Origin of the sequence: Diaphorobacter sp. MNS-0 (genome assembly GCF_019602835.1) — a bacterium.
In the GTDB taxonomy this organism is placed as follows: Bacteria; Pseudomonadota; Gammaproteobacteria; order Burkholderiales; family Burkholderiaceae_C; genus Diaphorobacter; species Diaphorobacter nitroreducens.
The window spans coordinates 935212-949201 of sequence record NZ_CP080761.1; the positions used below are offsets into that span (position 1 = coordinate 935212).

Genomic DNA, 13990 nt, shown 5'->3' on the forward strand with positions numbered 1-13990 from the left:
GCGCTAACAGCTATTGAAACAGGAGCGAATCAGGCGCCGTTCAGACGCGCTCCGACAGCGGCGGCGCCTCCTGGGCGGCGTCGCGCGGCGCCTGCGCCACCGAGGTGGTGGCTGGAGGCGACAGCGATAGGCCCGCGTCGCGCAGCGCCTCCAAAATGGCGAACAGCACGTCGCTGCGCACGCCTCCCGCGTTGCGCGGGCTGCTCACGTAGCCGATCGCCAGGAAGGTGAGCGTGCCGCTCTGGATGCCTTCCAGCGTCACCGATGGCGCGGGGCTCTCCAGGATGTCCTCGTGCGCATGAAAGGCCTGCAGGATCAGCTCGCGCATGCGCCGCGCGTCGGTGTCCAGCGGTGCGGGCAGGCGCAGCAGCACCCGGCCCTGGGCGCTGCCCAGCGTCATGTTGCGCACGGTCTTGGTGATGAATTCCGAGTTGGGCACGATCACCGTGGAGCGGTCGCCCAGCTGGATCTCGGTGGCGCGCACGTTCACGCGGCGCACGTCGCCCTCGGTGTCGCCCAGCACCACCCAGTCGCCCACCTTCACCGGCCGTTCGGCCAGCAGGATCAGGCCCGAGATGAAGTTCTGCACGATGGCCTGCAGGCCGAAGCCGATGCCCACCGACAGCGCGCTCGCCACCCAGGCGATGCGCTCCACGCTGATCCCCAGGCCCGCCAGCGCCACGGCGATCACCACCACGCCGCCCACGTAGCCCAGCAGCGTGACGATGGAGCTGCGCATGCCCGGCTCCAGCGATGTGTGGGGGAAGTAGCGGTCGCTGAGCCAGCGCTTGACGATGCGTATCGCCAGGAAGCCCGCACAGATCACCGCCAGCGCCGTGAGCAGTGCCTGGGGCGCCAGCGTGAAGTCGCCGATCTGCAGGCTGTGGTCCAGCTTGCTGCCGCGGCGGAACAGCTCGTCCGGGTTGGTGCCCAGCGGCGCCATCAGCGCGATCGCCATGTAGAAGAACAGCGCCACACGCAGCACGCCGGCCAGCAGCACCGCGGCCTGGTCCAGCAACTGGGCGTCGATGGCCAGCGCGGCGTGGATGCGCGCGCCCAGGCCGCCGTGGGAGGAGAGCAACGCGTCGCACAGGTCGTCCACCAACTGCATCAGCAGATAGGTGGTGGCAAACACCACGCCCGACCACACCATCTGCCGCGCCAGCGTGCCGCCCAGCGCCACGAAGCCCAGCACCACGGCCAGCGCGGCCGCGGCCGCGGCAAGGCCCGCGCTGGCCAGGATCAGCCCCACCCAGAGGGGGCGGCCCGCCTTCTCCGCGGGCGCCGCGTCGGTGGCGCCATCGGCCGCATCCGCTGCCTGGGGCGTTGCCCGCAGCCGGCCCAGCGCGACGGCCACCGTCACCGACAGCAACACCGCGGACACGGCGTGCACCAGCACTTCGGCCGCCAGGCTGGCGCCCACGATGGCGTTGACCTGCGTGACCAGTCCGCCCAGCGCCGACAGTGCCGCGATCCACCACGGGAAGGGGCTGAGCCGGCGGGCGAGCGCGTCGGAGATGGGCAGCAGCCGCCAGGAGCTGCGCCGGCGCGACAGCAGCGCGTGCCCCAGCGTGATAACGAAGGTGGCGTAGGCCGCGGCACGCAGGCTGGCCTGCTGCACGGCGCGCACGTCCTCGTCCAGCACGCCGCCGAGCTTGACGCCGCTCCACGCGAGTTGCAGCGCAGCGCTGACGATCAGCACGTTCGCCACCACCGCCGCCGCCGCCAGCAGCGTGCGCCGCAGCCGGGTGGCTGGCAGCCGCGCGGGCAGCGCGCGCACCAGCACACGCTCCGCCAGCCAGGTGCCCCCCACGGCCAGGGCGACGGCCAGGGCCAGGTAACCCAGGAAGGTGCCGCGGCGCGGCGAGTCCAGCGTGGCCTGCACGGCGCGGCGCAGGTTGGCGCCCAGCGCCTGCAGCCGCGCACTGTCGCCGGGCGCGGCGTAGCGCAGGCTGCGCCAGAAGGCGGGGGCCAGTGGCGAATCGACGCGCGTCGTGAGGGCCGCCTGGAACAGCGCGCGCCGCTGGCGCCCGATCTCCGCGCTGCGCTGCTCGGCATCCACGGCCACCAGGCGGGCGAGCTTGAGTTCCGCATCGATCACGCCGCGCTGCTTGTTCAGCGCGGTGCGCTGCTCGGCCACGTCGGGCGCATCCGCCGGTGCGCCCTTTTCGGGCGTGGGGCCCAGGCCTTCCAGGCGGCGGTCCAGGTCCGCCAGGTCGCTGGTGCGCTGGGCGACCACGCGCTCGGCCGCGGTGCCGATGGCGGCCAGCTCGGTCAGCAGCTTGCGGCCGTCGTCCTCCTCGCCGAGCTTTGCGGGAATGGCGTCGAGCTGCTTGCGCAGTTCATCCACCGAGGGCAGGGGGGCGTTGTCCTCACCTAGCGTGTCCACCGCGCTGGCCGCGTCGGAGGCGGTGGCCGCAGCGGGCCGGGTCTGGGCAAGGGCGGGCGTGCCGCCCAGCCACAGGCAGCAGGCCAGTACCAACCACTGCCAAAGGTGGCGTGCGCTCTGCGGGGGGAGACGGCGGCGCAGCGGGCGCACGCCGGTGCGGGAAAGGCGATGCATGCGCGCATTGTCCGCTGTCGAGCGGCCCCGGCCTTGCCAGACGGCAGCGCGAGTGGCGTGCCCGGCACGGCCCGCCGGCGTGGACGGGTGGCGCCGCGTCAGGCCCCGGCGGGGCTGAACAGGTCCACGCGGTCGGTGATGATGCCGTCGGTGTGCAGCGCCAGCAGCCGCTGGGCGGCCCAGTCGTCGTTCACGGTGTAGCTCAGGGCGCGCATGCCGGCCAGGTGTACCTCGGCCACGGTGGCGGCGCTCCACAGCGCATGGTTGCAGACCACGGCCACGCAGCCCCACTGGCGCGCAGTGTCCAGCCAGCCGTCATGCAGTTGGTCCAGCAGCAGGCCGCGGGGCAGATGCGGCGCGGTCTCGCGCGCGCCGGCCAGCGCCTGCGGTTTGAACGAGGTGAGCAGCGGTGGCACGCTCTGGCCGTGCCACAGGCGTGCCGCCAGCGCGGCCACGGCGCGGCCGGTTTCGGCTTCGGTGCCGGGCGTGGGCTTGATCTCGATGTTGAGGAAGTGGCCGTTGGCGATGCACCAGCGCGCCAGGTGCTCCAGCGTGGGCAGCGGCTCGCCCGCGTACGTGCGCGAATGCCAGGCACCGGCGTCCAGCTGGGCCAGCGTGCCCCAGGGCTGATCGCCTGCGGTGCCGTGGCCGTTGGTGGTGCGCTCCAGCGTGGCGTCGTGCAGCAGGAAGGCCACGCCGTCGCTGCTCAGCTTGGCGTCGCACTCGAACATGCGGTAGCCATGCTGCGCGCCCAGGCGGAAGGCGGCCAGCGTGTTCTCGGGCGCCAGCTTGCCGGCGCCGCGGTGGGCGATCCAGCGGGGGTAGGGCCAGGCGGAAGGTGTCGTCATGCGCGGTGCTCCAGGCGGTCGGGTGCTACAGGCGCTTGCCGGTGCCGGCATCGAAGGTGTGCAGGCGGTGGGCGCGCGGCGTGACGTGGATGGTGTCGCCCGGCTGTGGCGCGGGGGCGCCTTCCTCGATGCGCACGATGAGCTGTTCGTCGCCCACGCGGCCATACACCAGGCGCTCGGCGCCCAGCAGCTCCACCGTCTCTACCTGCACGGCCCAGCCGCCGTCGGCGGTGATGTCCAGGTGCTCGGGGCGGATGCCCAGCGTGGTGCCGGGCTGGGCGCCCGGCGCGTGGTTGAGCAGGTTCATCGGCGGCGAGCCGATGAAGCTGGCCACGAAGGTGGAGGCCGGTGTGTGGTAGACCTCCTCGGGCGTGCCGAACTGCTCCATGTTGCCGGCGTTCATGACGATCATGCGCTGCGCGAGCGTCATGGCCTCCACCTGGTCATGGGTCACGAACAGGCTGGTGATGCCCAGTTCGCGGTGCAGCTTCTGGATTTCGATACGGGTCTGCGCGCGCAGCTTGGCGTCCAGGTTGGACAGCGGCTCGTCGAACAGGAACACCTGGGGCTGGCGCACGATGGCGCGGCCCATGGCCACGCGCTGGCGCTGGCCGCCCGAGAGCTGGCGCGGCTTGCGCTCCAGCAGGTGGCCCAGTTCGAGGATCTTGGCGGCCTTGTCCACGCGCGCCTTGATCTCGTCCTTGGCCACCTTGGCGATCTTCAGGCCGTAGGCCATGTTGTCGAACACGCTCATGTGCGGGTACAGGGCGTAGTTCTGAAACACCATGGCGATGTCGCGCCTGGCGGGCTCCAGGTTGTTGACCACGCGCTCGCCGATGGCGATGGTGCCGCCGGTGATTTCCTCCAGGCCGGCCACCATGCGCAGCAGGGTGGATTTGCCGCAGCCCGAGGGGCCGACGATGACGATGAACTCGCCGTCCCGGATCTCGGCGTTGACGCCGTGGATCACGGGCACGATCTGCTTGCCGCTGCCGTAGTGCTTGACGACGTTGGTGAGGGTAAGGGATGCCATATGTGCTATTTAATCAATAGCTGTTTGCGCTTGAAGGGTGGGCGCTACAGCCGGTTTGGATGTTTATTTCTCGGTGTCGACCAGGCCCTTGACGAACCACTTCTGCATCAGGATCACCACGGCCGTGGGCGGCAGCATGGCGACGATGGCGGTGGCCATCACGATGTTCCAGTCCACGGCGGCCTCGCCGCCGGCCAGCATGCGCTTGATGCCGATCACCACCGGGTACATGTCTTCGGAGGTGGTCATCAGCAGCGGCCACAGGTACTGGTTCCAGCCGTAGATGAACTGGATCACGAACAGCGCAGCGATCGAGGTGCGTGACAGCGGCACCAGCACGTCCTTGAAAAAGCGCATGGGCCCGGCGCCGTCGATGCGCGCGGCCTCCACCAGCTCGTCGGGCACCGTCAGGAAGAACTGGCGGAACAGGAACGTGGCGGTGGCCGAGGCGATCAGCGGCAGCGTGAGGCCGGCGTAGCTGTTGAGCAGGCCCAGGTCTGCCACCACCTTGTAGGTGGGCAGGATGCGCACTTCCACCGGCAGCATCAGCGTCACGAAGATGGCCCAGAAGCACAGCATCTTGAACGGGAAGCGGAAGTACACGATGGCGAACGCCGACAGCAGCGAGATGGCGATCTTGCCCACGGTGATGACCATGGCCACCACGAAGCTCACCCACATCATGTGCACCACGTTGGTGTTGAAGCCCAGCTTGCCCGAGCCGAACAGCGCGGCCTGGTAGTTCTCCCACAGGTGGCTGCCCGGCAGCAGCGGCATGGGCGACTGCACGATGGCATCCGCCGTGTGGGTGGAGGCCACCAGCGCCAGGTACAGCGGGAAGGCCACGATGGCCACGCCGAGGACCAGCACGGCGTGCGAAATGAAATTGAGCCAGGGGTTACGGTCGATCATGGTCAGTACTGCACTTTCTTCTCGACGTAGCGGAACTGCACCACGGTGAGCGCGATGACGATCAGCATCAGGATCACGGACTGCGCCGCCGAGCCGCCGAGGTCCAGCGCCTTGAAACCGTCCTGGTACACCTTGTAGACGAGGATGGACGTGGACTGCCCCGGCCCGCCCTGCGTGGCCGCGTCGATGATGCCGAAGGTGTCAAAGAAGGCGTACACGATGTTGATCACCAGCAGGAAGAACGTGGTGGGCGACAAGAGCGGCAGCTGGATGTTCCAGAAGCGCCGCCATGCACCCGCGCCGTCGATGGAGGCCGCCTCGATCAGCGCCTTCGGAATCGACTGCAGGCCCGCCAGGAAGAACAGGAAGTTGTAGGAGATCTGCTTCCACACCGAGGCGATGACGATCAGCGTCATCGCCTGGTTGTCGTTCATCATGTGGTTCCAGCCGTAGCCCAGCTCACCCAGGTAGTAGGTCACCACGCCGATGGAGGGCGAGAACAGGAACACCCACAGCACGCCCGCGATCACCGGGGCCACGGCATAGGGCACGATGAGCAGGGTCTTGTAGACCATGGCAAAGCGCACGATGCGGTCCGCGAAGATGGCCAGCGCCAGCGACACCACGATGCCGATGCCCGCCACCAGCACCGAGAACAGCGCCGTGCGCTGGAAGGATTCCAGATAGGACGGATCGTCGAAAAGCTGCTTGAAATTGTCCAGCCCCACCCACTCGGTGCTCATGCCAAACGCGTCTTCCATCTGGAAGGACTGCAGGATGGCCTGGCCCGCGGGCAGGAAGAAGAAGATGCCGATGATGAGCAACTGCGGGGCGATCAACACCCAGGGCAGCCACGCCGAGCGGAAAAGTACGCGTTTTTCCATGACGTTCACAAACGAGAAAACCGCTGGCGCAAGGCTGCACCAGCGGGAAAAGGAAAAGCGGCCCCCAGGCAGGGGCCGCTGACCGAAGGGGCGTTCATGGGAACGCCTCGCCCGTCACGGATGACAGGGCTTACTTCTTGTAAGAGCGCTCGAAGCGCGCCAGCAGTTCGTTGCCGCGGCTCACGATGGAGTCTAGGGCTTCCTTGGCCGTCTTCTTGCCGGCCCACACCTGTTCGAGTTCTTCGTCCTCGATGGTGCGGATCTGCACGTAGTTGCCCAGGCGGATGCCGCGCGAGTTGTCGGTCACCTTGCGCACCATCTGGTTCACGGCCGTGTCGGTGCCGGGGTGCTTGGCGTAGAAACCGGACTTGTCGGTCAGCTCATACGCGCCCATGGTGATGGGCAGGTAGCCCGTGCGCTGGTGGCTGGCGGCCTGCACCTTGGTGTCGGACAGGAACTCGAAGAACTTGGCCACGCCCTTGTATTCGGCGGGCTTCTTGCCGGCCATGACCCACAGCGATGCGCCGCCGATCACGGTGTTCTGCGGTGCACCCTTCACGTCGGGGTAGTAGGGCAGGGGCGCCAGGCCGTAGGCGAACTTGGCGTTCTTGGCCACGTCGCCGTAGAAGCCCGACGACGTCTGGATCATGGCGCACTCACCCGAGGTGAACGATGCCTGGGCCGCCGAGCCGCGGCCCTTGTAGACGAACTCGCCCGCCTTGGCGGCCTGCGACAGGTTGTCGATGTGGCGCACGTGCAGCGGCGAATTGATCTTCATGCGGGCCTTGTAGCCGTTGGGCGACAGGCCGTTCTTCTCGGTGGCGAACTCCACGTTGTGCTAGGCGGAGAACGATTCGAGCTGCGTCCAGCCCATCCAGGCCAGCGTCATGGGGCAGCTGTGGCCGCTGGCCTTGAGCTTCTTGGCAGCCTCGAACACTTCGGGCCAGGTGGCGGGAGCCTTGTCGGGGTTCAGGCCGGCCTTCTTGAAGGCGTCCTTGTTGTAATAAAAGATGGTTGTGGAGCTGTTGAACGGAAAGCTCAGCATCTGGCCGTTGGGGTCGGTGTAGTACGCAGCCACGGCGGGGATGTAGGCGCTGGGGTCGAAGGCAGCGCCCGCGTCCTTCATCACCTTGCCCACGGGTACGGTGGCGCCCTTGCTGGCCATCATCGTGGCCGTACCCACCTCGAACACCTGCAGGACGTGTGGCGCGTTGCCCGAGCGGAACGCGGCGATCGCGGCCGTCATGCTTTCGTCATACGACCCCTTGAAGGTAGGGATGACCTTGTACTCCTTCTGGCTCTCGTTGAACTGCTTGGCCAGGTCATTGACCCACTCGTTGTTGACAGCCGTCATGGAGTGCCACCACTGGATCTCTGTTTGAGCTTGTGCGGCCAGGCTGGTGGCGGCCACTGCGGCGGCCAGCGCCAAGTGTTTGATCTGCATGAATACTCCTCGTTGATAGACGATAGGCAGGAAAGCGGCGATGGTGGTCGCGTTCCGTGACAGGAATGTGTCGTTCTCGCACACTGCAAAAAGCGCAGCAACGGGGTAAACCCCGCGGCGCTTGGGTGACGAATTGTGTCACTGGCATGACGGTGTTGTGACAAACATCCAGCCGCGCTGGGGGCATGCATGGGCCGCCGCGGGCAATCGCATGGATGCCGACAGGGATTTGTGCATTGCACAATGATCCCCTCTCCTGTCCAGCGGCGCGCGCCGCCTGGGTGTTTTCATCTCCTCTCAATTTGCACGCCATGGCCAAGACTTCCCTGGATAAAAGCAAGATCAAGTTCCTGTTGCTGGAGGGCATCCATCCCTCCGCGGTGGAAGTGTTGCGGTCCGCGGGGTATACGCAGGTCGAGGTGCTGGCCGGGGCGCTGGAGGGCGAGGAGCTGCGCCGCAAGATCGCCGACGTGCACTTCATTGGCATCCGCTCGCGCACGCAGCTCACGGCGGACGTGTTCGCGCATGCGCACAAGCTCGTGGCCGTGGGGTGCTTTTGCATCGGCACCAACCAGGTAGACCTGAACGCTGCGCGCGAGCGCGGCATCGCCGTGTTCAATGCGCCGTATTCCAACACCCGCTCGGTGGCCGAGCTGGTGCTGGCCGAGGCCATCCTGCTGCTGCGCGGCGTGCCCGAGAAGAACGCCGCGGCCCACCGCGGCGGCTGGCTCAAGAGCGCCACGAACGCCTACGAGATCCGCGGCAAGACGCTGGGCATCGTGGGCTACGGCTCCATCGGCACCCAGCTGTCGGTGCTGGCCGAGGCGCTGGGCATGCACGTGATCTTCCACGACGTGGTGCACAAGCTGCCGCTGGGCAATGCGCGCCAGGTCGGTTCGCTGCACGAGCTGCTGGGCCAGGCCGACATCGTGACCCTGCACGTGCCTGAGCTGCCTTCCACCCAGTGGATGATTGGCGCCGCCGAGATCGCGGCCATGAAGCCGGGCGGCATCCTCATCAACGCCTCGCGCGGCACGGTGGTGGAGATCGACCCCCTGGCCCAGGCGCTGAAGGGTGGCAACTTGCTGGGCGCGGCCGTGGACGTGTTCCCCGTGGAGCCCAAGAGCAACAAGGACGAGTTCGTCTCGCCGCTGCGCGGGCTGGACAACGCCCTCCTCACGCCCCACATCGGCGGCTCCACCATGGAGGCGCAGGCCAACATCGGCTTGGAGGTGGCGGAAAAGCTCGTCAGGTACAGCGACAACGGCACCAGCACCTCGTCGGTCAACTTCCCCGAGGTGGCGCTGCCCGAGCATGCCGGCAAGCACCGCCTGCTGCACGTGCACCACAACGTGCCGGGCGTGCTCTCGCAGATCAACAGCATCCTGTCGGACAACCACATCAACATCGCGGCGCAGTACCTGCAGACCAACGAGAAGATCGGCTATGTGGTGATCGACCTCGACGCGCGCTCGTCCGACCTGGCGCTGGAGAAGCTGGCCCAGGTGCCCGGCACCATCCGCAGCCGCGTGCTGTATTAAATAGCTATTATTTTAATAGCTGCTTGCGCTGAATGGACGGGCGTTGGAGCCTGATTTGGCTCTTGCCCGTCCTTGGCCGCCCCGCGCCAGTGGCGGGGCTCTACGGGCAGGACAGTGCGGTAACGGGCACTGGCTTAAAATCCCGACCCCGAGGCACGAGGGCGCCCTGCACGCCCAACCCAGGTTGATCCCATGAATGTTCCGATTGCGCTGGCCGCCCTGCAGACGCAAGGCGCCGAGCCTGCCCGTTTGCGCGAAATTCCGTACAACTACACCTCGTTTTCCGACCGGGAAATCGTGATCCGCCTGCTGGGCGCCTCCGCCTGGGATGTGCTGGACCAGTTGCGCCGCGAGCGCCGCACGGGCCGATCCGCCCGCATGCTGTATGAGGTGCTGGGCGACATCTGGGCCGTGCAGCGCAACCCCTACCTGCAAGATGACCTGCTGCACAACCCCGCCCGGCGCAAGCTGCTGGTGGATGCGCTGCAGCACCGCATGGCCGAGATCGAAAAGCGCCGCCTGCCGCAGGAAGACGCCGAGCGCGACCGCCGCGTGGGCGTGCTGGTGGACGCAGCGCGCCGCGCCATCGACGAGTTCGACGCCACGCTGGTCGAGGCCAGCGACCTGCGCAAGAAGGTGGCGCGCCGCCTGGGCCGCCACACCGCCAAGGACAACATCAAGTTCGACGGCCTGTCGCGCGTATCGCACGTGACCGATGCGACCGACTGGCGCGTGGAATACCCGTTCGTGGTGCTCACGCCCGACACCGAGGCCGAGATGGCCGCGCTGGTCAAGGCCTGCATCGAGCTGGAACTGACCATCATCCCGCGTGGGGGCGGCACCGGCTACACGGGGGGCGCGATCCCGCTTACCTGGCGCAGCGCCGTCATCAACACCGAAAAGCTCGAGGCCATGACCGAGGTGCAGATGCGCCGCCTGCCGGGCCTGGACGCCGAGGTGGCCACCATCTGGACCGAGGCCGGCGTGGTCACCCAGCGCGTGGCCGACGCGGCCGAGGCCGCCGGTTTCGTGTTCGCCGTGGATCCGACCAGCGCCGAGGCTTCGTGCGTCGGCGGCAACATCGCCATGAACGCGGGCGGCAAGAAGGCCGTGCTGTGGGGCACGGCGCTGGACAACCTGGCCAGCTGGCGCATGGTGACGCCTGAAGGGCAGTGGCTGGAGGTCACCCGCGTGGGGCACAACCTGGGCAAGATCCACGACGCCGACGTCGCCAGCTTCGAACTGCAGTACTTCCAGGCCGACGGCAAGACGCCGATCCGCACCGAGCGCCTGGACATCCCGGGCAACACCTTCCGCAAGGAGGGCCTGGGCAAGGACGTGACGGACAAGTTCCTCAGCGGCCTGCCCGGTGTGCAAAAGGAAGGCACCGACGGCCTGATCACCAGCGCGCGCTGGATCGTGCACCGTATGCCCGAGCACACGCGCACCGTGTGCCTGGAGTTCTTTGGCAACGCCAAGGACGCCGTGCCCAGCATCGTGGAGATCAAGGACTTCATGTTCGCCGAGCAAAAGCGCAGCGGCGTGCTGCTGGCGGGCCTGGAGCACCTGGACGACCGCTACCTGCGCGCCGTGGGCTACACCACCAAGTCCAAGCGCGGCGGCCTGCCCAAGATGCTGCTGGTGGGCGACATCGTGGGCGACGACCCTGATGCCGTGGCCCGCGCCACCGCCGAGGTGGTGCGCATCGCCAACAGCCGCAGCGGCGAGGGCTTCACGGCGGTGAGCGCCGAGGCCCGCAAGAAGTTCTGGGCCGACCGCAAGAAGACGGCCGCCATCAGCCGCCACACCAACGCCTTCAAGATCAACGAAGACGTGGTGATCCCGCTGCCGCGCATGGCCGAGTACACCGACGGCATCGAGCGCATCAACATCGAACTCAGCCTGCGCAACAAGATCGAGCTGGCCGACGCGCTGGAGGAGTTTCTCGCGCGCGGCAACCTGCCGCTGGGCAAGCCCGAGGCGGGCGGCGAGCTGCCTTCGCCCGAGCTGCTGGAGGAAAAGCTGGCCCTGGCCCTGGCCCTGGTGCGCGAGACGCGCGCGCTCTGGCAGGACTGGCTGCAGCGCGTGGAAGAACTGTTCCCTCAGCTGCAGGACCACCGCCTGCGGGCCAGCTGGAAGACGCAGATCCGCGATCCGCTGCGCAACATCTTCACCGGCAGCGACTTCGAGCCTCTCATGCAGGCGCTGGGCGACGTGCAAAAGCGCGTGCTCAAGGGCCGGGTGTGGGTGGCGCTGCACATGCACGCCGGCGACGGCAACGTGCACACCAACATCCCCGTGCACAGCGACAACTACGCCATGCTGCAGACCGCGCACGAGGCGGTGGCGCGCATCATGGTGCTGGCGCGCAGCCTGGGTGGCGTGATCTCGGGCGAGCACGGCATCGGCATCACCAAGCTGGAGTTTTTGACCGACGAGGAACTGGCGCCGTTCGCCGAGTACAAGCGCAAGGTGGACCCGCAAGGCCGCTTCAACCGCGGCAAGCTGCTACGCAATCAGGAGCTGCTCGCGCAGGACGGGCAAGCACTGCAGGCCCATTTGGCGCATAAAGGCTCGCGCACCTCGCTGATGTTCGCGGACCTGACCAACGCCTACACGCCCAGCTTCGGGCTGATGGGGCACGAGTCGCTGATCATGCAGCAGAGCGACATCGGCGACATCGTTGCCAGCGTGAAGGACTGCCTGCGCTGCGGCAAGTGCAAGCCCGTGTGCTCCACGCACGTGCCGCGTGCCAACCTGCTGTACAGCCCGCGCAACAAGATCCTGGCCACCTCGCTGCTGGCCGAGGCGTTCCTGTACGAAGAGCAGACGCGCCGCGGCGTGTCCATCCGCCACTGGCAGGAATTCGAGGACGTGGCCGACCACTGCACCGTGTGCCACAAGTGCTACTCGCCGTGCCCGGTCAAGATCGACTTCGGCGACGTGACCATGAACATGCGCAACCTGCTGCGCAAGATGGGCAAGAAAAGCTTCCGCCCCGGCAACAAGATGGCCATGGCGATGCTCAACGCCACCAACCCCGACACCATCAAGCTGCTGCGCGCGGGCATGGTCAACGTAGGCTTCAAGGCCCAGCGTATGGCCGTGGACGTGCTGCGCAGCGTGAGCCGCAAGCAGACCGCGCACCCGCCCGCCACCGTGGGCACGGCGCCGGTCAAGGAGCAGGTGATCCACTTCGTGAACAAGAAGCTGCCCGGTGGCCTGCCCACCAAGACGGCGCGCGCGCTGCTGGACATCGAGGACAAGGACTACGTGCCCATCATCCGCAACCCGGCGGCCACCTCGGCCGACACGGAGGCGGTGTTCTACTTCCCCGGCTGCGGCTCCGAGCGCCTGTTCAGCCAGGTGGGGCTGGCCACGCAGGCCATGCTCTGGCACGCCGGCGTGCAGACCGTGCTGCCGCCGGGCTACCTGTGCTGCGGCTATCCGCAGCGCGGCAGCGGCCAGTTCGACAAGGCCGAGAAGATGATCACCGACAACCGGGTGCTGTTCCACCGCGTGGCCACCACGCTGAACTACCTGGACATCAAGACCGTGGTGGTTTCGTGCGGCACCTGCTACGACCAGCTGCAGGGCTACCAGTTCGACAAGATCTTCCCCGGCAGCCGCATCATCGACATCCACGAATACCTGCTGGAAAAGGGCATCACCCTGCCCGCGGGGCAGGGCGGCTACCTGTACCACGAGCCCTGCCACAACCCGATGAAGCAGGGCGACTCGATGAAGACCGTGCGCGCCCTGGTGGGCGACAAGGTGCTCAAGAGCGACCGCTGCTGCGGCGAGTCGGGCACGCTGGGCGTGACGCGCCCCGATGTTTCCACCCAGGTGCGCTTTCGCAAGACCGAGGAAATCCGCAAGGGCGAGGCGGCCTTGCGTTCCAGCGGCGCGGTGGGCGCGCAGGACAACATCAAGATCCTGACCAGCTGCCCCAGCTGCCTGCAGGGCATCTCGCGCTACCAGGACGACCTGTCCACCGGCCTGCTGGAAGCCGATTACATCGTCATCGAGATGGCCAAGCAGATCCTGGGCGAGAACTGGCTGCCCGAGTACGTGCAACGCGCCAACGCCGGCGGCATCGAGCGGGTGCTGGTATGAGCCAGTCCGCCATGCCCGGCATGTCCGCGCCTACCACGGGTGGCGCTGGCGCGTGCCCCCTGTGTGACTCCGACGCGGGTGCGTTGGTCTGGCGCGGCGCCAAGCTGCGCGTGATCCATGCGCAGGAGGCCGGCTTTCCGGCCTTCTACCGCGTGATCTGGGTGGACCATGTGGCGGAATTCTCGGACCTCTCCCCCGCCGACCGCCAGCACTGCATGGAGGCCGTGACGCTGGTGGAGCAGGCGCTGCGCGAGCAACTGGCGCCGGCCAAGATCAACCTGGCCAGCCTGGGCAACGTGGTGCCGCACCTGCACTGGCACGTGATCGCGCGCTACGAGTGGGACAGCCACTTCCCCGCACCCGTCTGGGCGCACCCGCAGCGCGAGTGCGACACCGCGCGCGAGACGCTGGTGGCCGAGCGCTTGCCCGCCCTGCACGCGCTGATGCGCGAGCGCCTGGAGCGCTGGGCCGACCTGGGTGAGCAGTGATGCTCATCAATTGATAGCTGCCAGCGCTTTCCCCTTGGGCGCTGGGGGCTGATTTGGCTCGCATCGCGCCGCCTTGGCTCCGGCGGCGGACAATAGCGGCAGGGCGGCGGTGCGCGGTCTCCGCCGCCGGTGTTCATTCCTTTTCATTGCGCAGGTGAAAT

8 protein-coding genes and 1 pseudogene are annotated in these 13990 nt (G+C 67.6%); 3 read left to right on the forward strand and 6 right to left on the reverse strand.

The genetic code is table 11. The annotated features are described in order from the left end of the window. Positions 1–40: 40 nt before the first annotated feature. The 6 genes and pseudogenes from K2L43_RS04480 to ugpB form a co-directional block, all read right to left on the reverse strand. Complete coding sequence (locus K2L43_RS04480) at positions 41–2563, reverse strand: DUF3772 domain-containing protein (protein ID WP_220638590.1); 2523 nt, start codon at positions 2561–2563, stop codon at positions 41–43. A 98-nt stretch (positions 2564–2661) separates the two neighbouring features. Then, complete coding sequence (gene ugpQ / locus K2L43_RS04485) at positions 2662–3411, reverse strand: glycerophosphodiester phosphodiesterase (RefSeq protein ID WP_012655767.1); 750 nt, start codon at positions 3409–3411, stop codon at positions 2662–2664. A 25-nt stretch (positions 3412–3436) separates the two neighbouring features. Continuing rightward, positions 3437–4444 carry a sn-glycerol-3-phosphate import ATP-binding protein UgpC gene (locus K2L43_RS04490; RefSeq protein WP_012655768.1) on the reverse strand — a complete coding sequence of 336 codons (1008 nt, stop codon included), beginning with the start codon at positions 4442–4444 and terminating at the stop codon, positions 3437–3439. 63 nt (positions 4445–4507) lie between these two features. After that, positions 4508–5356: a sn-glycerol-3-phosphate ABC transporter permease UgpE gene (ugpE, locus tag K2L43_RS04495; RefSeq protein WP_047349979.1), complete on the reverse strand. Its 849-nt coding sequence runs from the start codon at positions 5354–5356 to the stop codon at positions 4508–4510. Positions 5357–5358: 2 nt separating this feature from the next. After that, complete coding sequence (gene ugpA / locus K2L43_RS04500) at positions 5359–6240, reverse strand: sn-glycerol-3-phosphate ABC transporter permease UgpA (RefSeq protein ID WP_012655769.1); 882 nt, start codon at positions 6238–6240, stop codon at positions 5359–5361. Positions 6241–6370: 130 nt separating this feature from the next. Next, positions 6371–7684, reverse strand: a pseudogene (gene ugpB, locus K2L43_RS04505) (sn-glycerol-3-phosphate ABC transporter substrate-binding protein UgpB). 311 nt (positions 7685–7995) lie between these two features. Here ugpB and serA point away from each other — a divergent pair. The 3 genes from serA (at position 7996) to K2L43_RS04520 (ending at position 13829) form a co-directional block, all read left to right on the forward strand. Beyond that, positions 7996–9225, forward strand: coding sequence for a phosphoglycerate dehydrogenase (gene serA / locus K2L43_RS04510; protein WP_041835901.1), 1230 nt, complete (start codon positions 7996–7998; stop codon positions 9223–9225). Between the two features lie 192 nt (positions 9226–9417). Next, on the forward strand, positions 9418–13341 hold the full coding sequence (locus K2L43_RS04515; RefSeq protein ID WP_220638591.1) for an FAD/FMN-binding oxidoreductase: 3924 nt from the start codon (positions 9418–9420) through the stop codon (positions 13339–13341). Beyond that, entirely contained in the window at positions 13338–13829 is a 492-nt protein-coding gene (locus K2L43_RS04520) for an HIT family protein (protein WP_255580532.1), read from the forward strand. The genes K2L43_RS04515 and K2L43_RS04520 overlap by 4 nt, the downstream gene beginning before the upstream one ends. Positions 13830–13990 lie beyond the last annotated feature (161 nt).